The 19,390-nt window shown below is 73.1% G+C and carries 17 protein-coding genes; 6 read left to right on the top strand and 11 right to left on the bottom strand.

The genetic code is table 11. The annotated features are described in order from the left end of the window. The 9 genes from GTY67_RS23665 to GTY67_RS23630 form a co-directional block, all read right to left on the bottom strand. Positions 1-882 (bottom strand): hypothetical protein (locus GTY67_RS23665; RefSeq protein ID WP_161280236.1); only part of this gene is annotated, 882 nt, incomplete at its 3' end. Positions 883-1,249: 367 nt separating this feature from the next. Then, positions 1,250-3,145, bottom strand: coding sequence for a DUF3492 domain-containing protein (locus GTY67_RS23660; protein ID WP_161279901.1), 1,896 nt, complete (start codon positions 3,143-3,145; stop codon positions 1,250-1,252). Positions 3,146-3,335: 190 nt separating this feature from the next. Then, positions 3,336-5,003: an ABC transporter ATP-binding protein gene (locus GTY67_RS23655; RefSeq protein ID WP_161279900.1), complete on the bottom strand. Its 1,668-nt coding sequence runs from the start codon at positions 5,001-5,003 to the stop codon at positions 3,336-3,338. Then, positions 5,000-5,989 (bottom strand): ABC transporter permease, encoded by a 990-nt coding sequence (locus GTY67_RS23650; protein ID WP_161279899.1) that lies wholly within the window; start codon positions 5,987-5,989, stop codon positions 5,000-5,002. Before GTY67_RS23650 ends, GTY67_RS23655 begins: the two co-directional genes overlap by 4 nt. Then, complete coding sequence (locus GTY67_RS23645; protein ID WP_093693236.1) at positions 5,986-6,975, bottom strand: ABC transporter permease; 990 nt, start codon at positions 6,973-6,975, stop codon at positions 5,986-5,988. The genes GTY67_RS23650 and GTY67_RS23645 overlap by 4 nt, the downstream gene beginning before the upstream one ends. A gap of 20 nt (positions 6,976-6,995) precedes the next feature. Beyond that, positions 6,996-8,720: an ABC transporter substrate-binding protein gene (locus tag GTY67_RS23640; protein ID WP_161279898.1), complete on the bottom strand. Its 1,725-nt coding sequence runs from the start codon at positions 8,718-8,720 to the stop codon at positions 6,996-6,998. 238 nt (positions 8,721-8,958) lie between these two features. Next, positions 8,959-9,054 carry an Ms4533A family Cys-rich leader peptide gene (locus tag GTY67_RS35575; RefSeq protein ID WP_309544399.1) on the bottom strand — a complete coding sequence of 32 codons (96 nt, stop codon included), beginning with the start codon at positions 9,052-9,054 and terminating at the stop codon, positions 8,959-8,961. Positions 9,055-9,132: 78 nt separating this feature from the next. Continuing rightward, the gene (locus GTY67_RS23635; protein ID WP_343238734.1) at positions 9,133-10,575 is read right to left on the bottom strand and encodes a DUF3152 domain-containing protein; all 1,443 of its coding nucleotides are present in this window, start codon (positions 10,573-10,575) and stop codon (positions 9,133-9,135) included. Positions 10,576-10,583: 8 nt separating this feature from the next. After that, positions 10,584-11,549 (bottom strand): alpha/beta hydrolase, encoded by a 966-nt coding sequence (locus GTY67_RS23630; protein ID WP_093693228.1) that lies wholly within the window; start codon positions 11,547-11,549, stop codon positions 10,584-10,586. Between the two features lie 125 nt (positions 11,550-11,674). Between GTY67_RS23630 and GTY67_RS23625 the strand changes: the two genes are divergently transcribed. From GTY67_RS23625 to GTY67_RS23610, 4 genes are all read left to right on the top strand, one after another. After that, a complete protein-coding gene (locus tag GTY67_RS23625; RefSeq protein ID WP_093693229.1) occupies positions 11,675-11,890 on the top strand; it encodes a hypothetical protein in 216 nt (71 codons plus the stop codon). Positions 11,891-12,057: 167 nt separating this feature from the next. Then, entirely contained in the window at positions 12,058-12,699 is a 642-nt protein-coding gene (locus GTY67_RS23620) for a TetR/AcrR family transcriptional regulator (protein WP_093693230.1), read from the top strand. A gap of 242 nt (positions 12,700-12,941) precedes the next feature. Continuing rightward, positions 12,942-13,169, top strand: a complete 228-nt coding sequence (locus GTY67_RS23615; RefSeq protein WP_093693231.1) for a DUF3107 domain-containing protein — start codon at positions 12,942-12,944, stop codon at positions 13,167-13,169. 191 nt (positions 13,170-13,360) lie between these two features. Then, positions 13,361-13,633 carry a hypothetical protein gene (locus GTY67_RS23610; RefSeq protein ID WP_073878600.1) on the top strand — a complete coding sequence of 91 codons (273 nt, stop codon included), beginning with the start codon at positions 13,361-13,363 and terminating at the stop codon, positions 13,631-13,633. A gap of 14 nt (positions 13,634-13,647) precedes the next feature. Here GTY67_RS23610 and GTY67_RS23605 read toward each other — a convergent pair whose 3' ends face one another. Next, on the bottom strand, positions 13,648-14,394 hold the full coding sequence (locus GTY67_RS23605; protein ID WP_093693232.1) for a ferritin-like fold-containing protein: 747 nt from the start codon (positions 14,392-14,394) through the stop codon (positions 13,648-13,650). A gap of 451 nt (positions 14,395-14,845) precedes the next feature. Here GTY67_RS23605 and GTY67_RS23600 point away from each other — a divergent pair, with 451 nt between their 5' ends. Together GTY67_RS23600 and GTY67_RS23595 are read left to right on the top strand one after the other, a co-directional pair. Then, positions 14,846-17,062, top strand: coding sequence for a DEAD/DEAH box helicase (locus GTY67_RS23600; protein ID WP_161279896.1), 2,217 nt, complete (start codon positions 14,846-14,848; stop codon positions 17,060-17,062). Between the two features lie 314 nt (positions 17,063-17,376). After that, positions 17,377-18,234, top strand: coding sequence for an alpha/beta hydrolase (locus GTY67_RS23595; protein ID WP_161279895.1), 858 nt, complete (start codon positions 17,377-17,379; stop codon positions 18,232-18,234). Positions 18,235-18,237: 3 nt separating this feature from the next. On the opposite strand, the gene GTY67_RS23590 is transcribed toward GTY67_RS23595, so the two are convergent. Beyond that, a complete protein-coding gene (locus GTY67_RS23590) occupies positions 18,238-19,149 on the bottom strand; it encodes an NYN domain-containing protein (protein ID WP_093692476.1) in 912 nt (303 codons plus the stop codon). Positions 19,150-19,390 lie beyond the last annotated feature (241 nt).

Genomic DNA, 19,390 nt, shown 5'->3' with positions numbered 1-19,390 from the left:
GGGCAGCCGTCCGGCGAGGACGAGGGCGGGGGCGGCGGCCTCCATGGCACAGGCGGCGGCGAGCGCGACGGTGCCCGGCTCGGGCAGTCCGTGCGCGGCGAGCAGCCGGGCCAGGAAGAACAGCACCCCGAGGGCGGCGGCCGCGATGGGCAGCCCCGTGGAACCGAGCCCCAGGCCCGCCAGGAACAGCAGGGGCAGCAGGGCGCAGACGAAGAGGGCGACGGCGAGCAGGAGCAGGGGGCGCACTCCCGCGCCGAACTCCTCCAGTGCGCGGCTGCCGGTGAGTTTGCGGTGGGCCCGCACGGTGAAGAGGTGCGCGCACCAGGCGGCCGGGGCGACGGCGGCGGTGAGCCCGAGCAGCGGGGCCGGGTCGGCCTCCCACGGCCCGTCCGGGCCACCGCTGACGACCTGGGCGATCAGCCCCTCGCCGTACACCGCGAAGCTCAGGAGCCAGCAGGCGTACATCCCGGCGCGGCCCGCTCCTTCGGGGGCGCGCAGGGGCCCCCGGCGCAGACAGAGCCGGAGCGCCAGGCACGCCAGGAGTGCGCCGGCGACGGTCACGGCGAACCGCGCTCCCCCGCCGAGCGCCCCTTCGGTGAGCCGGAGCAGCCCGGCGGTGGCGAGGCAGGCGGCCCCGGGGAGCAGCGCGAGCAGCGTCCACCCGGCACGGGCCTCGGTGTCGGGACCGGGCGGCCGGGGCGCGGACTCGGCGGGCGCGGCGGGCCGGGCCGGGGTGCGGGCGTACAGCTCCTCGGCGAGCGCGAACACGTCCCGGTGGCGGTAGCGGGCGGCGGTGCGGTCGGTGAGGCCGTGGGCTTCGAGCCCGGCGGCGATCTCCAGCGGGCTCACGGCCCGTTCGCACAGGTCACGGTGGTGGTGCATCAGGGACTTCACGGGGTCGGCGGGGCCCCGGCGCGCGGGGGCGTGGGGCCTGCGGTGCGCGGTGCGCGGCGGGATCTCGGCGGGGCGGTCGGGGGCGGTGGCTCGGGGGGTGGCGGCTCCGGGAGCGGCAGGCACGGTGGCTCCCGGAGCGGCGGCTCCAGGCTCGGCGGACACGGCAGATCCGGACCCGGCGGGCCCGGCCACCACGGCCCCGGCGACAAGCTCGCCGGGCGGCACCGCAGGGGCATCGGCAGGCTCGGGAGCTTCCGGGCGAGCGGTCACCGGCTCGGCGGTCTCGGCGGGCACAGCTGCCGCTTGCGGGCGGGGCATCGGGCGCTCGTCCCCGCGATCGGGCCGGATCGGCTGATCACGCATCGCCGTCCCCCCGTCCGCCGGTGGCCGCGCAGACGCAGGCGGGCTCGGGCGCCGGCCCGGGCTGCCGGGCGGCCGCCTCCTCCGGTCGCGCGGGGTGCTCCGGACCGGGCCGGGGCGAGCGGCCCGGCACCCCGGCCGCCACCGGCTCCCCGGCGCGCGCCTCCTCCGGCTGCGCCCCGTCGGCCCGGCCCGGCACCCGGGCTCCGGTCGCCGGGGGCTGCGGCTGGGTCCAGTGGCCGAGGAGCCGGGCCTCCGCCGGGGTGGCGAAGAGCAGCGGCTCGCCGTCGGCGTCCATGGCGTCGGCCTCCCGGCGCACCGGGGCGTGCGAGATCAGCTCCAGGTAAATGCCGCGAAATGCCGCGAGGTTCTGTTCGACGGTGAAGAGTTCGAGCGCGCGGGCGCGGGCCGCCGCTCCCAGTCGCGCCCGGCGCTCGGGGTCGCGCAGCAGCGCGATACAGGCGTCCGCGAGCGCCCGGGGGTTGCGCGGGGGCACCACCAGGCCGGTGCCGCCGATGACTTCGACGACCGCTCCGACATCCGTGGAGACGGTGGCCCGGCCGCAGAACATCGACTCGACGAGGCTGATCGGGAAGCCCTCGACCACGCTGGAGAGCACGACCACACCGCCCGCCGCGTACGCCTCGGCGAGGTCGGGGACCTCGGGGCCGCCGATCTCCTCGAAGGTGACCGGGCTGACGCCCTCGGCGTGGGCGCCGGTGGCCTCGTCCGGGAAGAGCTGGGCGGCCAGCGCCCGGCAGTGCGCGAGGTACGCGGTGGCCTCGTCGCCCTCGGCCGGGGCGCCGAAGATCCGCAGCCGGGCGTCCGGTTCGGCGCGGCGGACCTCGGCGAAGGCGTGGAGCAGGGCGATCAGGTCTTTGGCGGGCTCGATCCGGCCGACCCAGACCAGGGTGTCCGGGCCGCCCGCGTCGTCGTCCTCGCCGACCGGGGAGAAGCGTTCGGCCGCCATGCCCGGGTAGACCGTGCGCTGCTTGGCCGGGTCGGCGCCGCACCGCTGCTGCCAGCGGCGGACGTGGGTGTTGCCGGGGGTGATGAGGGCGGCCTGCCGGTAGACCTCGGCGGCCAGCAGGGCGTGGAAGTTGGCGAGGACGGCGCGCACGGGAGCGCCGAAGGGGGCGTCCGGCGCGGCGAGGTAGTGCGCGCGGAGCTGCACGCCGTGCTCGGTGACGAGGAGCGGCACCCCGAAGAAGCGTTTGGCCAGCAGCCCCGGAATGGCGGCCGCGCCGCCCGAGGCCGCGTGGCAGAGGTCGACCGCGCCGAGGCTCTCGGGGTCGTACCAGTCGAGGGAGAGCGGGCGCAGGACGCGCTCCAGCTCGGCGGCGGTGGCGAGGTGGTCCAGGACGGTGGCGCTCTGCACGGTCCGGCCGGTGCCACGGGCCCGGGAGGCGGCCTCCAGGATCCGTACGGTGGTCTCGGAGCGCAGGGCGAGGTGGAGTCCGCCGCGCTCGCGGGCCAGCTCGGCGAGCCCGTAGAAGCCCTCGGTGAAGAGCCCGCCGTCGGTGGCCGGTTCGGTGCCGGAGTCCTCGGTGGCGCAGATCGCGGTGGCCAGCGCGGTGAGGTGGGCGGCGAAGCGCTTGCGGTCGCGGCGGCCGTAGGAGACGCCGCCGCCGGTCACCAGCCGGGCCAGCAGGCCGCGTTCGCCGCTGCCGCGCAGGGTGCCGTCCTCGGGGGTCCAGAGCGGTGCGGTGCGCACCCGGCTGACGTGGTGCGGCAGCCTGACCCAGCCCTGGTCCTCCTGGTGGGCGGAGCGGCTCAGTGCGAAGAGGTCGAACTCGTGCTGCGGCAGTCCGCGCACCAGTCGGTCGCACCAGAGTCTGGACTCACCGGTCGCATACGGATAACCACCGTCGGTGAGCAGTCCGATCCGCACGAGTACACCCCCGATCTCCCTTGTGGGCGGCCGCCGTTGGAACGGCGACTCGCAGCGGGACGACCGTAAGCGGATACGCCGGTGGTGCGACGGACGGTTGTCCGTCGCACCACCGAAAGGGGTGAACCGTCGTAACTTTCCCGCCCCGATCGCGTTCCGTCGCGATACAGCGGTCGGTTGTCACGCACGGTCAGGCTGCGGCCAGCTCCTTGCGGGCCGCCCGGCGGGTGGCCGCGAGCCCCGGGTCGAGGGCCGGCACAGCCGCCAGGAGCTGCTTCGTGTACGGGTTCCGCGGGTCGCCGTACACCTCGTCGGCGCTGCCCTGTTCGACGATCAGGCCGCCGCGCATCACCGCGACCCGGTCGCTGACCTGCCGGACCACGGCGAGGTCGTGGGCGATGAAGACCAGGCCGATACCCAGCTCGCGCTGGAGTTCGGCGAGCAGCGCGACGACCTGGGCCTGGGTGGTGACGTCCAGCGCGGAGACCGGTTCGTCGCAGACGATGACCTTCGGGTCGGCGGCCAGGGCGCGGGCGATCCCGATGCGCTGGCGCTGTCCGCCGCTGAACTCGTGCGGGTAGCGCTCGAAGTGCGCCGGGTCGAGTCCGACGCGCTCCAGGAGTGCGCCCACCCGGTCCCGTACGCGCCCCTCGTCGCGCTCCCCGGCGGCCCGCAGCGGGTCGGCCACGGACTCCCCCACCGAGCGGCGGGGGTTGAGCGAGGCGACGGGGTCCTGGAACACCATCTGGAGCTCGCGCCGGAAGGGCCGCAGCTCCTTCTCGGAGAGCGAGCCGATCTCCGTACCCCCGTAACGGAGGCGGCCCGCCGTCGGGTCCAGCAGGCGCACCAGCATCCGGCCCAGCGTGGTCTTGCCGCTGCCGCTCTCGCCGACGATGCCGAGCGTCTGCCCGGCGTGCACGGTGAGCGAGACCCCGCCCACGGCGGCGACCTTCCCGCTCCCCCGGCCGAACTCGCGCCGCAGGTCGACGGCTTCGAGCAGTGGGGTCGCGTCCTCCGCGACACACTGCGCAGGCACCGGCACCACCCTCCGCGTCTCCACCCTCGGCACCGCCGCCAGCAGCTCCTTCGTGTACGCCTCGCGCGGCGACCCCAGCACCCGGGCCACCGGACCGCGTTCCACCTCGCGGCCCTCGCGCATCACGAGCACGTCGTCCACGCTCTCGGCGGCCACGCCCACATCGTGGGTGACCAGCAGCAGCCCCATGCCCGTCTCCTGGCGCAGGGTGTGCAGCAGGTCCAGGATCTGGGCCTGCACGGTGACGTCGAGTGCGGTGGTCGGCTCGTCCGCCACGATCAGCTGCGGCTCGCAGGCCAGGGCCATCGCGATGAGCGCCCGCTGCCGCATCCCGCCGGAGAACTCGTGCGGCCGCAGCCGGGAGCGGCGGGCCGCGTCCGGGATGCCCACCCGGTCAAGCACCTCGACGGCCCGAGCGCGGGCGGCCTTGCGGGAGGCGCGGTGGTGGACCCGGTAGACCTCGGCGATCTGGTCGCCCACCGGGTAGTACGGGTCGAGTGAGGAGAGCGGGTCCTGGAAGACCATGGCCGCCTTCGCGCCCCGCAGCGCCCTCAGACCCGCGTCGTCGGCCGCGTTCACGTCCGTACCGGCGACCTTGACCGTGCCGCCGACCCGGGCGCCCGTCCCCCGGTGCAGGCCGAGCAGGGCGTAGGCCGAGGCGCTCTTGCCGGAGCCGGACTCCCCCACCACGCCGAGGGCGCCGCCCGCCTCCAGGGTGAAGGAGAGCCCGTCGACGGCCCGGACGGAACCGAAGTCGACGGTGAGACCGGAAACGTCGACCAATAGGTCACGCGTCTTCTTCAGTGGCTCACGCGTTGTCATGAAAGGACCACCCGTCGGTCGGCCAGCGCGTACAGCAGGTCCGCGACGGCATTGGCGAGGACGACGAAGAACCCGGTCACCAGCACCATGCCGACCACCACGGGCAGGTCGACGACCTTGACCGCGTGGACCAGCTCGCGCCCGATGCCCGGGATGCCGAAGAGGGACTCGGTGAGCACCGCGCCGCCGAACATGGAGCCGAAGTCCAGCGCGCTGAGGGCGATGACGGGCGCCACCGCGCCCCGGAGCGCGTGCCGGCCGATGATGGCCCGCTCCCCGACCCCGTACGCCCGGAAGGTGCGCACATGGTCCTCGGCGAGCGTCTCCAGCATGGCGCTGCGGGTGAGCCGGGCGTATTTGGCGGATTCGATGAGCGCCAGCGACACCCAGGGCAGCAGCAGCCCCCACGCCCACTGTTCGGGGTCCTCCGCGAAGGGGACGTAACTCGGGGCGGGCAGCCACTGGAGGGTGGAGCAGAACACGATGATGAGCAGCAGCCCGATGACGAAGACCGGAGTGGCCGAGCCCGCGAGGGTCAGCCAGGTCAGGACGCGTTCGGTGAGCCGGCCGCGCCGCCAGGCGGAGAGCACGCCGGTGCCCACGCCGAGCAGCAGCCACCCCGCGAAGGCGCCGACGACCAGCGAGCCGGTGACCGGGAGCTTGGCCAGGATGAGCTGGGTGACCTGCTGGTCGGACTGGTAGGAGACGCCGAGGCAGGGCGCGGAGCAGTGCTCCACGCCGGTGCCGGTGGAGAAGTCGCGCCCGGCGACGATGCCCTGGAGGAAGTGCCCGTACTGCACGTACAGCGGGTCGTTCAGCCGCAGTTGCTCGGTGACCTGGGCGACCTGGGCGGGCGAGCAGCGCGGGCCGCAGGCGATCTGGGCGACATCGCCGGGGGCGACGTAGAAGATGCCGTACAGGATGGCGGTCAGGGCGAACAGGACGAGGACGGCCCCGCCCAGCCGCCGGATCAGGAAGCCGGTCACGCCGCGTCCTCCTCGGTCTGCTTCGTGCCCACGCGCAGCCGGGAGGCGGCGCGCGGGTCGAGTGCGGTGCGCACGCCCTCGCCGAGGACGGTGAGCGCGAGGACGGTGACGAAGAGCAGCCCGGCGGGGAGCAGCAGATACGTGGGGGCCGCCTGGTACCAGGTGTCGGCCTCGGTGAGCATCTGGCCCCAGGACGGGGTGGGCGGTTTGATGCCGACGCCGAGGAAGGAGAGGGCCGCCTCCACGATGATGTTGGTGGGGAAGGCCAGGGCGGCGTACGTGATCACGGGGGCGGCGAGCGAGGGCAGCAGCTCGCGGCGGGCGATGGACCACTTTCCGCGTCCGCTGAGCCGGGCCGCCGAGACGAAGTCGAGGGACTTCAGGGTGAGCGCCTGGGCCCGCACGATCTTCGACGTACCGGCCCAGTTGATGCCTCCGATGACCAGGGCGATCAGGACGGGCCGGGGGAAGGTGTCGGGGACGATCGCCAGCAGCGCCAGGGCGATGACCATGATCGGCAGGGCCACGTTGATGTCGGTGATCCGGCTGAGGAACTGGTCGACCCAGCGGCTGCCGAGCGCGGCGGCCAGGCCGATGACCAGGCCGAGGGTGATCTGGAGGACGGTGGCGACGAGGGCGACGCCGAGCGAGACCCGGGCGCCGTAGACGATCCGGGCGAACAGGTCGCGCCCGGTCTGCGGTTCGACGCCGAGCCAGTGGTCGGCGCTGATGCCGCCGAAGGGGCCGATGGGGACGCCGCCGGCCGCCGAGTCGACGAGGTCGGGGTGGTAGGTGTTGGGGTCCTGGCCCGCCAGTGCGGTGAGCAGCGGCGCGGCGAGCGCGACCAGGACGAGCAGGAGGACGACGAGGGCCGCGGCGGAGGCCGCGCGCTGGGCGCGCAGCCTCCGCCGGAACAGCCGGGCCCCGGAGGCGGGGGCGACGACCGGCGCCGCTCCCGCCTCCTTGACCAGCAGGGCTTCGGACATGGTTACGTGACCGCGGCCGGTTACTTGACCGCGACCGGGGAGACGTCCAGGACGCCCGTCCAGTCGCTGATGACGATGTTCTTGGCGTCCTGGCCGTAGAGCCGCTTGTAGACGGGGTGGAACAGCGGCACGGTCAGCGCCTTCTCGCCGATCTTCTTGTCGAGGGCGCCCCAGCGGGCGGCGGCGGCCTTCAGGTCGGTGAGCTTGTTGATCTCGTCGATCTCCTTGTTGACCTCGGGGTCGTTCAGGAAACCGGTGTTGAAGTTGGCGCCGTCCTTGACGATCTGGCGGCCGTCGAAGATCGGGGCGAGGAAGGGGCCGCCGGAGGGCCAGTCGGCACCCCAGTGGGCGAGGAAGAAGCCGGGCTCCTTCTTGGCGTCGTGGATGGTGTCGGAGTAGTCGTTGTCCTCCAGGCCCTGGAGCTTGACGGTGATGCCGGCCTTCTTGAGCGCGGCCTGGAGCGCGGTGGCGATCTCCGGGCTGGTCTCGAAGTCCTTGGCGTTGGAGTGGGTGAGGGTGACGGTCAGGCCCTTGTCGTACCCGGCCTCCTTCAGCAGCTCCTTCGCCTTCGCCGCGTCCCCGGTCTTCCCGGCCGGGAAGTGGTCGTAGGGGGTGTGGCCGAAGGAGTCGCGCTCGGGGAGGAAGGTGGTGGCGGGCTCGGCGAGCGAGGAGCCGCCCGCGGCGTTGATGACCGAGGTGCGGTCGACGGCGTACGAGATCGCCTGGCGCACCTTCGGGTCGTCGAAGGGCTTCACCTTCGGGTTGAAGGCGATGTAGTTGGTGTAGCCGAAGTGGCCGGTGCCGACGCGGGCGGCGAGCTTCTTGTCGCTGCTGACCTTGGCGAGTTCGGCCGGGCCGAGGTTGGTGTCGGTGGTGACGGCGGCGGCGTCGGGGCCCTGGGAGGCGGAGAGGCGCTGGTTGATGACGGCGGCGTCGAGGCCGGAGCGGACGTCGATCCGGTCGGGGTAGGCCTTGCGCTCCTCGTCGGTCCTGGCCGACCAGTGCGGGTTGCGCTCCAGGACGAGCCGCTCGCCGTCGTTCTCGTTGGTGACGACCTTGTACGGGCCCGAGGAGACGGGGTGCTCCTCGTACTTGGTGCCGGTGTCCTTGGCCTTGGGCACCGGGGTGGTCTGGGTCTGCGTCGCCAGGTAGGGGAACTCGCCCTCGGGCTTGTTCAGCCGGAACACGATCGTCCGGTCGTCGGGCACCTCGATGGAGTCGAGGCCCTTCTTGTCCTTGTACGGGCCCTGGTAGTCGGCGCCGCCGATCAGCCAGTCCCGCAGGTAGGGGGCGCCGCCGGAGAGTTCGGGGGCGAAGGAGCGCTCGATGCCGTACTTGATGTCGGCCGAGGTGATCGCGGTGCCGTCCTCGTACTTCAGCCCCTCCTTGAGGGTGTACGTCCACACCGTGGCGTCCTCGTTGGGCTTGCCCAGGTCGGTGGCGAGGTCGGGGACGACCTGCGCGCCCTCGGCGCCGTCCTCGCGGTTGCGGGTGGTGAGGGTGCGGAAGACGAGGGAGGGGATGTTGCCGCCGCCGGAGGTGTAGAGCCGGGCGGGGTCGAAGTCCTGCTGGGCGTTGCGGTTCAGGACGGTGAGGGTGCCGCCCTTCTGCGGCTTGCCCTCGGCTCCGGAGCCGCTGTCGCCGCCCTTGCTGTCCTCGGGACCGCAGGCCGCGGCACCCGCGGCGAGGACGAGGGTGACGGTGGCCGCGGCCACACGGCGCGATATGACGGACGGTTGACGCATCGGAAGAAGACCTCTCGGATGTACTGCGTAATCAACGCGGAAGGGGAACGGGAGATCCGCGCAGGCGACAGCACAAGAAAGGTCCTGGCCGGGAAACCGGGCCGAAGAGAAAAGAAATGCCGCGCCTGCGGACGGAGTGAAGTCCAGGCGCGGCGGTCGCGGGGGCCACCGGAGCCGTCACGGGCTCACGGATGGGTCACGCGAAAGGGAAAATGCCGGCTGCGCGCTCGGACAGGCGTCAGCGACAGAGAATGTCGGCTACGCAGTGCCCGGTCACGCCGAGAAGCGCCAGCTCAAGGGCGGCGATCTCGGAAGGTGCGGGGCTGCGTGACATGCCGAGAAATATGAACGACCGCCTCGACCGCTGTCAAAGCGGAACAAGACGGCCGTCTCGGTATGCGGACACACTTCGTCAACTACCGGGGTGCACCCAAGGGTTGGGTTTGCACTTGATCCCGTCGATGTCCAGGGATTTGGTCTGCTGCTGCATCACCGGAGCCAGCGCGCCGGGCGTGCGGCAGCTCACATGGTTGTAACCGAGCCGGTGGCCGACCTCGTGATTGATGAGCATCTGGCGGTAGGGCAGCAGCAGCTTCGGGCCGAATGTGGCGGAACCCTGCGCCCAGCGATAGGCATTGATCATCACGCGGTCGGTCGCGGCGGAATCGCACGAGACATTGTCGATCGTCGTGTCCAGACCGGATTTCGCACACCATTCACCGGTCGTCCCGGGACTGGCGAGCGTGATCACGAAGTCCGGGCTCCCGGAGGAGATCCGCTCGAAGGTCATGGCACCGTTGTGCGCCCAACTCCGGTCGTCGTTCAGCGTCTTCTGGACGGCTTCGGCGAAAAGGCCCGCGTCGAGGGAGAGGCCCTTCTCGACATCGATCCGGTAGCGGTACTTCTGCCCCTTGCCGGGCGCCTTCGCCAGTCCGGGAACGGCCTCGAATGTCCCGGCCGCCTTCAGGTCGGCGGCGAGCGGATAGGGCTGCGCCATCTTCTCGCCATACGACAGGGGCTTGACCTCGGGGGCCCGCGTCGCCGCGTGCTCGGGGGTCGGGCGGGCGTCCGAGCGGGAGGCGCCCTCGCCGCCGTCCCGGTCCACACCGGCCGCCCGCGCCGCCGCCGCGCCCCGGTCGGCGGAGTCCTCGGCGACCTGCCCGGCCACCACCACCGCGAGCACGGTCGTCACGGCGGCCGCGGCGATCCCGGTGAAAGTGCGCCCCTTGCCGCCCTTGGGTTCACGGCGTTCGGCGGGCTCCCCGTCCGGGGCCTCCTCCGGCTCCACGGGCGTCCCGGCGGCCCCGGCACCCGAGCGGGCGTCAGAAGTGTCGGCCGGGGCGGGCACATCGGCGTCGAAGGCGTCGACGAACTCCCGGCGCGGGCCGGGCATCGCCGCGGGGTCCGCGGCCGGCTGACGGGCCGTCCGCCCGTCGGCGGCGCGCTGGGCGGCCCGCTGGGCGGCCCGCTGGGCGGACACCTGGCGGGCCACGGCCTGCTCACGGGCGGCGTCCTGGTCCGGGCGGGCCGGTGCGCCGTAGGGCTGTGCGTGGGGCGGGGTGCCGGGGGCCGATCCGTGGTACGGCTGCCCGGCGGCGTACGGCTGCTGCCGCCCGCCCGGGGCCTCGTGGCGCGGCTGGGGTCCGGTGCCCCAGCCGCCGCCCGGCTCGCGCTGCTCGGGGTGGCCGCCGCGCACCTGGGGGGCGTCCTCGAAGGGTGTGTGCCCGTCGGGCACGGGGCCCTGGCGCCTGCGCCGGCCGCCGGAGGGCCGGGGTAGGGCGGGCCGGCCGGCCGGATCCGCCGCTGCGGCGTCCGGGCGGATGGCCTCGGCGCCCTTTCGGCTGTGTCGTCCCACGCCCCGGATCAGCTCCCGCCGCAATCGTCCAGCAGCTCCCGGAACGCCTGGGCGACCGTCTCCGGGTACTCCATCATCGCCACGTGCCCCGCGTCGGGCAGGGTCAGCAGCCGGGCGTCGCGGAAGGCCGCGGACGCCCTGCGTGCCATCCGGTACGAGACGAGCTGGTCCCGTCCGCCGTACACGAGCTGGGTCGGTGCGAGCACCCGCTCGGCCTGGCGCCACAGTCCGTGCTGGCCGCCCAGGGTGTACGCGTCCACGATGCCCCGGGCCGAACGCGTCATCGCGTCCCAGAAGTACGGCAGTTCCAGCCGGCGCTCCATCTCGGCCACCGCGTTGCGGAAGGCTTCGTCGGAGACCCGTTCCGGATCGCCGTAACAGAGTGCCATGACTCCGCGCGTCCGCTGCTCCGCCGTCCAGTCCTTCGTGAGCCGGGCGAACAGTGGAGCGACTCCCGGAACCGCCAGGAGGCCGGTCGGTACGGCCGGGCGCTGTACCCGCCACTCGGGGAGTGCGGGCGAGATCAGGGTGAGGGTGCGCACGAGGTCGGGGCGGACGGCGGCCACCCGAACGGCGACCGCGCCGCCCAGGGAGTTGCCGAACAGATGAACAGGACCGCGTCCACCCGCGTCCAGCAGCCGGATCACCGCCCGCGCGTGCCCGGTGATCGAGTAGTTGCCGTCGTCCGGCGGCGGCGAGTCACCGAATCCGGGCAGGTCCACGGCGTCGGGGTCGACCACGTCCGCGAGCAGCGGCATCAGGGCCGACCAGTTCTGCGAGGACCCGCCGAGCCCGTGCACGAAGAGCGCGGGCGGCAGTCCCGTCCGGTCGGCGGGCCGCGAACGGACGGTCAGCGTGAGCCCCGGAAGGGCCACGGAGCGCAACCGCTCACCCTCGGCGACCCGGACGGCGCTGACCGTGGGAGCCACCGCGGCGGCGACGGCTTGGGTACCCGGCAGCTCGGTCGAAGACATGCGGCAATGTTACGAGACGATCACGCACCAGTTCATGTGTTCGCGGTCACAGGCCGCATCGCGGGGTAGGTGTGTTGCTCCTACGCTTCAGAGGAAGCGGCTACAGGGGAAGAAAGGGAGTCACCATGACGGTCGACCCGAGCGACCCGGACACCTTCGAGAGCACCGAGCCGGACGCACCCGGCCCGGAGGCCCCGGAGGCGGACGCCGCCGAGCAGCGGACGGACATCCGGCCGGAGGAGGACGAACCGGTGGAGAGCGTCGACCCGGCCACCGCCAACGAGGCCGATGTGGCGGAACAGCGCAGGGTGATCCCGCTGGACGAGGACGATTACCGGTAGAACGCCCCGCTTTGCCCCCGACCTCGCAGAACTGTGGCTTCCGCAGCCGTCCGGTCCGTGAAATTCTGCGTCCGCGCCGCGCGCACAGGGGTTACCCAAAAGTACGATGGCTGTACGGCGCAGCGTGTACGGATCGGCTGTGCTGGAACACACATTTGGGAGGCGGCGTGAGCGCCATCGAGCAGACAGAGGCAGCGCGCCCGCGGGGCACGCGCCTTCCCCGCCGCGCCCGACGCAATCAGCTGCTGGGCGCCGCGCAGGAGGTCTTTGTCGCACAGGGCTACCACTCCGCCGCGATGGACGACATCGCCGAGCGGGCCGGTGTGAGCAAGCCGGTGCTCTATCAGCACTTCCCCGGCAAGCTGGAGCTCTACCTGGCCCTCCTGGACCAGCACTGCGAGTCGCTGCTCCAGGCCGTGGTGACGGCGCTGGCGTCGACGACGGACAACAAGCTGCGCGTCGAGGCGACGATGGACGCCTACTTCGCGTACGTCGAGGACGAGGGCGGGGCCTTCCGGCTGGTCTTCGAGTCCGACCTGACCAACGAGCCGGCCGTGCGTGAGCGGGTCGACCGGGTCTCCCTCCAGTGCGCCGAGGCGATCTCCGACGTGATCGCCGGGGACACGGGCCTGTCCAAGGACGAGTCCATGCTCCTCGCGGTCGGCCTCGGCGGCGTGTCGCAGGTGGTGGCGCGCTACTGGCTCTCCAGCGGCTCCAGCATCCCGCGCGACACGGCGGTGCAGCTGCTCACCTCGCTGGCCTGGCGGGGCATCGCGGGCTTCCCGCTGCACGGCGCCGAGCAGCACTGACGCCCTGTTCCGGCCGGGATGCCGAGCAGCACTGACCCCTGTTCCGGCCGGGGCGGAGCGGCCCCTGACACGCCGTTCCGCCCGGGCGCCGGGCGGTGTGGACGCCCTGTCGTGGCCGGGTGCCGCACCGTGTTCGCTGCGGGCGTTGCCGGTCGGGCCGTGAGGCGTGGTCCCACCGGGCTAATGTGGCTGCGTACGGCGCGGTTCGCCGCGCAGGGACTGACCGTCGGAGGGACATAGCCGTGGAGGTCAAGATCGGGGTGCAGCACACGCCCCGCGAGATCGTTCTGGAGAGCGGGCTTTCCGCCGAGGACGTCGAGAGCGCGGTCGCCGCTGCACTGGGCGGCAAGGCGGAGCTGCTGAGCCTCACGGACGACAAGGGCCGCAAGGTCCTGGTGCCGGCCGACCGGATCGCGTACGTGGAGATCGGTGAGCCGACCGCACGGCGTGTGGGGTTCGGCGCGCTGTAGTCCTCGGGACGCGGTGAGCACAGGAGCGGCCCGGCGGGATCTTCCCGCCGGGCCGCTCCTGTATGCCAGGGGAGGCGGAGCCGTACCCGTAAGGGTTTCCCCAGCTCGGCGGAGGGTTGTGGGGCATGGGCCGGGGGTAGTACCGCCTACGACCGATTTGCCCGCCCCGCACACCCCCGCGAGGTGACTTAGTGATCTGGGAATCCTTCGGCGCCGCCGTGCTCGGACTCGCCCTGTCCTGGGCGGCGGTCCGCTCACTGGCCGACCGGCTCCCCTCCGCCCGTGCTGTTTATCTCACCGGTGCGCTGGGGGCTCTGTTCGGAGCGTTCCTCACCCATTCCGCGCTGGGCCCCGGCCACGGTGTGGCCACCCTGATCGGCGCCGTCTCCGTCGGGGCGGTGACGCTGTCCCTGCTGATCCGCCCGCGCGGCCGCCGCCTCACGAGGTCGGCGGCGGCCCAGTAGCCCGGAGCCGGCGGTTACGCGGCCAGCCCCAGCGCGGCCATGCGCTTGGTGTGGGCCTCGGTGATCCGGGAGAACATCCGGCCCACCTCCGCCAGGTCGAAGCCGTCCGCGACACCGCCCACCAGCATCGTCGAGAGCGCGTCGCGGTCGGCGACCACCCGCTGGGCCTGCGACAGCGCCTCGCCCATCAGCCGGCGGGCCCAGAGCGCGAGCCGCCCGCCGAGCCGGGGGTCGGCCTCGATCGCGGCGCGCACCTTCTCCACGGCGAAGTTCCCGTGGCCCGTGTCGTCGAGGACGGCGAGGACCAGGGAGCGGGTGTCGGTGTCCAGGCGGGCCGCGACCTCCCGGTAGAAGTCACTGGCGATCGAGTCGCCGACGTACGCCTTGACCAGGCCTTCCAGCCAGTCGGACGGTGCCGTCTGGCGGTGGAAGTCGTCCAGCGCCTTGGCGAACGGCTCCATCGCGGCGGTCGGGTCCTCGTCGATGGCGGCGAGCCGGTGGGACAGCTGCTCGAAGTGGTGGAACTCGGCGGCGGCCATCTTCGCCAGCGCCGCCTTGTCCCCGAGTGTCGGCGCGAGTTTCGCGTCCTCGGCGAGGCGCTCGAAGGCCGCCAGCTCGCCGTAGGCGAGGGCGCCCAGCAGGTCCACGACCGCGGCGCGGTACTGCGGCTCGGCGGAGGCGGTGGCCCAGTCCTGGGCGGCGATTCCGGTCGCTGCGGGCGCTTCTTCGGGGTGATCAGTGGCGTTGTCAGGCGTCTCCATGAACCGCACAATAGCCCGCCCGACGAGGGGCGGAAGGGCCCGGTGAGGAGCGGACATCACACCGTTCCGATGAATTCGTCCAACACACATGCGCGAATCCGGGGTACAGTGGTATTGCGCTTACTGAGCATTTTCCTGTGCCAGGGGCGCGTCCTTTGAATGAGGATGCCCGGTCGGTGGCCCGATCGGCTCCGACCCGACAGCCCTCCACGCGGTGCGTACGACACGTACGACTGCAGATGAGGGGCCCCCTCAGCGGCACGAGCGCTCGAGCGACGGCAGTGGTCCCGCGCCACCCGGCCCATCCACGGCCGGATGACCAACCCCGGCACGGTACGACCCCCAGCGTTCGCCTCGGGCCGCGTCTCACAGAAGAGGCAGCACCCTGACTACGTTCCGTGACCTCGGCATTCTTTCCGAGACGGCCGAAGCCCTTGAGGCAGTCGGCATCATGTCCCCCTTCCCCATCCAGGAGCTGACGCTCCCCGTAGCGCTCTCCGGCTCCGACGTCATCGGCCAGGCCAAGACCGGCACGGGCAAGACGCTCGGCTTCGGACTCCCCCTCCTGGAGCGCGTGACCGTCCCCGCCGATGTCGAGGCGGGGCGTGCCACGCCCGAGCAGCTGACCGACGCGCCGCAGGCGCTCGTCGTCGTCCCCACCCGTGAGCTGTGCCAGCAGGTCACCAACGACCTGCTGACCGCCGGCAAGGTCCGTAACGTCCGCGTTCTCGCGATCTACGGCGGCCGGGCCTACGAGCCCCAGGTCGAGGCCCTCAAGAAGGGCGTCGATGTGATCGTCGGCACCCCGGGCCGTCTGCTGGACCTGGCGGGCCAGCGCAAGCTGGACCTCTCCCACATCCGCGGGCTCGTCCTCGACGAGGCCGACGAGATGCTGGACCTGGGCTTCCTGCCCGACGTGGAGCGCATCATCACGATGCTGCCGCCCAAGCGCCAGACGATGCTGTTCTCGGCCACCATGCCCGGTGCCGTCATCAGCCTCGCCCGCCGCTACATGTCGCAGCCGACCCACATCAACGCCACCTCGCCCGACGACGAGGGCACGACCGTGAAGAACACGGTCCAGCACGTCTACCGCGCGCACAACATGGACAAGCCGGAGATGCTCTCCCGCATCCTCCAGGCCGAGGGCCGCGGGCTCGCGATGATCTTCTGCCGTACGAAGCGGACGGCCGCCGACATCGCCGAGCAGCTGGAGAAGCGCGGCTTCGCCTCCGGCGCGGTCCACGGCGACCTCGGCCAGGGCGCCCGCGAGCAGGCGCTGCGCGCCTTCCGCAACGGCAAGGTCGACGTCCTCGTCTGCACCGATGTCGCCGCGCGCGGCATCGACGTCGAGGGTGTGACCCACGTCATCAACTACCAGTCGCCCGAGGACGAGAAGACCTACCTCCACCGCATCGGCCGCACCGGCCGCGCGGGGGCGAAGGGCATCGCGATCACGCTGGTCGACTGGGACGACATCCCGCGCTGGCAGCTGATCAACAAGGCGCTGGACCTGAAGTTCCCGGACCCCCCGGAGACGTACTCCACCTCGCCGCACCTCTTCGAGGAGCTCGGCATCCCGGCGGGCACCAAGGGTGTGCTGCCGCGTGGCGAGCGGACCCGTGCGGGTCTGCGCGCGGAGGAGGTCGAGGACCTCGGCGAGACCGGTGGCCGCGGCCGCAAGTCCGCCGCCCCGGCTCCGGCCCGTGAGGAGCGCGAGCCCCGGACGCGTACGCCGCGTCAGCGCCGCCGCACCCGTGGCGGGTCCGCGGCGGAGGAGGGCGCCGCGACGGTGCCCGCCCCCGCCAAGGAGGCCACGCCGGGCGCCCCGGCCGGTGACGAGGCCCCCGAGGCTCCCCGTACGCCGCGCCGCCGTCGCCGTACGCGGGTCAGCGCGGCCGACACCGTGACCGAGGCGGCCGTGGCGGTCGCCGAGGCCCCGGCTCCGGTGGCTCCCGCTCCGGTGGCTCCCGCGCAGGTGGCTCACGCCGCCGAGACCGTGGCCGCCGTCGAGGCCGAGCCGGTCGTTGAGACCGTCGCGGAGACCAAGCCGCGCCGCCGCCGCAGCCGCGCCGCCGCCAAGCCGGTGGCCGAGGCCGTGGCGCAGGTTCCCGCCGCCGCTGCCCCGGTGGAGGCCGGGTTCCAGACCGTGGCCGTCGCCGCGGGCGTCGCGGAGCCGGTCGCCGAGCCGGCCCCGACCAAGCCGCGCCGCCGCACCCGGATCGTGAAGCCCGCCGACGAGGTGGACTTCCAGATCGCCCCGGCCTCCGAGCCGGAGCCCGAGTCGAAGACCCGCCGCCGCCCGGCCCGCACCACGAGCCGGCCGAAGACGGAGTCGGCCCCCAAGGCGTCCAAGGCCTCCAGGACGGCCAAGCCGCTCACGGCCGACGCCGGTACGGAGACCGAGTCGAAGCCGAAGCGGGCATCGCGGGCGAAGGCCGCGGCCCCCGCCGAAGCCGCCGCCCCGGAGGCTCCGGCCGCCGTCGAGGCCGAGGCCAAGCCGCGCCGCCGCCGGGCGACCCGCAGCGTCACCTCGACCGCGACCCAGGAGGCCGCCGTGGTCTCCGAGGCCGAGGCCGTGGTGAGCGAGGCCGCCGCCGAGGCGAAGCCCCGCCGCCGCCGCGCCACCCGCGCCGCGGGCAAGGCCACGGCGACGACCGAGAGCTGACGGTCCGGCGAGACCGCTTGAGGCCCCGGCCTCCGCAGATGCGGGGGCCGGGGCCTTTTCGCGCTGCCGGGGGCGCCGGGCAGGGGCGCCTGTGTGCCCTGCACGAGGCCCCCGGTCCGCCCCGCTACGCGCTCGGCGCTCCCCGTGCGCCCCGCACAAGGCCCGGCACGGCCAGGCGCCCGGCAACACGGCCCCGCCTGGCCCCGGGGTGCCGGGTCCCCGGCAACGCGGCCCCGCCCCGGCCCCGGGCTGCCGGGCCCCCGCCCGCCCCGCCCGGTGATGCCCCCACCCCGCCCCGGCGATAGCCTCGCCCCATGAGCCGCCCGTCCACTTTCACTCCGCCCGCCTGCGCCACCCCCCGTGTCCTGCGTACCGAGCGCGGCGACTTCGCCGTCCTGGACGCCGTACCGGCGGACGCACCCGTACGCGCCACCGCCCTCCTGCTGCCCGGGTACACCGGCAGCAAGGAGGACTTCATCGCGCTCCTCGAACCGCTGTGCGCGGCCGGGTACCGGGTCGTCGCCGTCGACGGCCGCGGGCAGTACGAGTCGGAGGGGACGGACCAGCAGGAGTCGTACGCGCAAGGGGAGTTGGCCCGCGATGTGCTCGCCCAGGCGGCGGCCCTGACCGGGGGCGAGGGGACGCTGCACCTGCTCGGGCACTCGCTCGGCGGTCAGATCTCCCGTGCCGCCGTCCTGCTGGACCCCACCCCGTTCCGCTCGCTGACGCTGATGTCCTCCGGCCCCGCCGAGGTCGTCGCCGCCCAGCAGGAGAAGGTGAAGATGCTGAGCGACGCGCTCTCCGTGCTCACCATGGACGAGGTGTGGGAGGCGATGCGGGCCATGGACCCGCCGCAGGAGGCGGACACCGGGGACGGCGAGGACCTGCGGCGGCGCTGGCTGCGCCACAACCCGGCGCAGCTGATCGCCACCGGCGCCCAGCTCTCCGCCGAACCGGACCGGGTGGACGAGCTGGCCGCCCTCGGGCTGCCCGTCCACGTCCTGTCCGGCGAGCGCGACGACGTATGGCCGGTGGAGCAGTTCGACGCGATGGCCCGGCGGCTCGGCGCCCACCGCACCACGATCGCCGGGGCCGAGCACTCCCCCAACACCGCCCGTCCGCACGAGACGGCCGAGGCGCTGGCCGCGTTCTGGGACACCGTCACCCCATAGGGATCAGTACTGCGACTGAAGGTGCTGCCAGAACCCGTCCCGCAGCGCCCGGCGCAGGTGCGCGTGGCCCCGCAGCGAGTGCTGGAGCAGGCGTTCGGCCTCCACCAGCAGGTCCTGGTCGACCGAGCCCGGCAGGTAGGGGTGGCCGGGCAGCAGGTCGGCGAGGGATTCGCGGCCGCGGGCGGCGAGCCAGGCGGCGGCGATCTGGGCGCCGACGAAGCGGACGTCATCCCGTGAGGGGGCCGGGGTGTCGTCCTCGTACGTCGTGACCGGGCGCCGGGTGACGTAGGGGCGGCAGAAGTCGAGGTCGAAGGTGCGCTGGCTGTCGACCTCCCAGAGCAGCGGTTCGGCCTGGTTGCGGCCCTCGCCGGCCTCGATGCCCCAGAGGTGGACGCGGGCGCCGTAGCCCTGGGCCGCCTCGACCGCCGAGACCAGGTCCTCGTCGCCGCCGATGAGGGCCGCGTCGCTGATGGCGCGGTGCCGGGCGAGCGATTCGAGGTCGGTGCGGATGAGGGAGTCGACGCCCTTCTGCTGGTTGTTGGCGTTGAGGTTGCCCAGCCGCACCTTGACGTCGGGGAGTTCGGCGATGGCCTGCTGCTCGGTGGTGTGGATGCGGCGCCTGGCCCCGTCGTACCAGTACACGCGCAGCAGCCGGCTGTCCGCGAAGATCGTGCGCGCCTTGTCGATGAAGGCCTCGATCAGCCCTTCGGCGTCGAGGTCGAAGGAGCGGCGGTCCTCGGTGCCGGTGACGAGCAGCCCGGCCGCCGCGTACACATAGCCCGCGTCCACGAAGATCGCGTGCGTCGAGGGGGTCTTGGAGACCTCGACGAGCATGCGCTGGAGCAGCTCGTTGGTGCGGTCCAGGCGCTCGGTGATGTCGGACGGGCGGGGAGGCTGCGGGTCCGCCGTACTCATGCGGACCTCATGGTCCGGGTAGGGGTCCGTGGGCAGGTTTGTGGAGAGGTCTGCGGACAGGTCCGTGGGCAGGTCCGTGTGCGGGCGATTACCGGCGGGTACTTAGACATCCAAAAAATTTCCTTAGCGTAGGGAATGTTTGTGCCGGGCAAGCCGTTGTAACACTCATGGAACGCGAGGGAAGCCTCGCGTTCCTATCCTCGCGGGTAGGCGACATCGCCCGCGCCAGTAGTTCTCCAGC

It is taken from the genome of Streptomyces sp. SID8374 (genome assembly GCF_009865135.1).
Classification (GTDB): domain Bacteria; phylum Actinomycetota; class Actinomycetes; order Streptomycetales; family Streptomycetaceae; genus Streptomyces.
The sequence above is the reverse complement of the archived record's forward strand: the minus strand, read 5'-3'. Positions and strand labels throughout refer to the sequence as shown.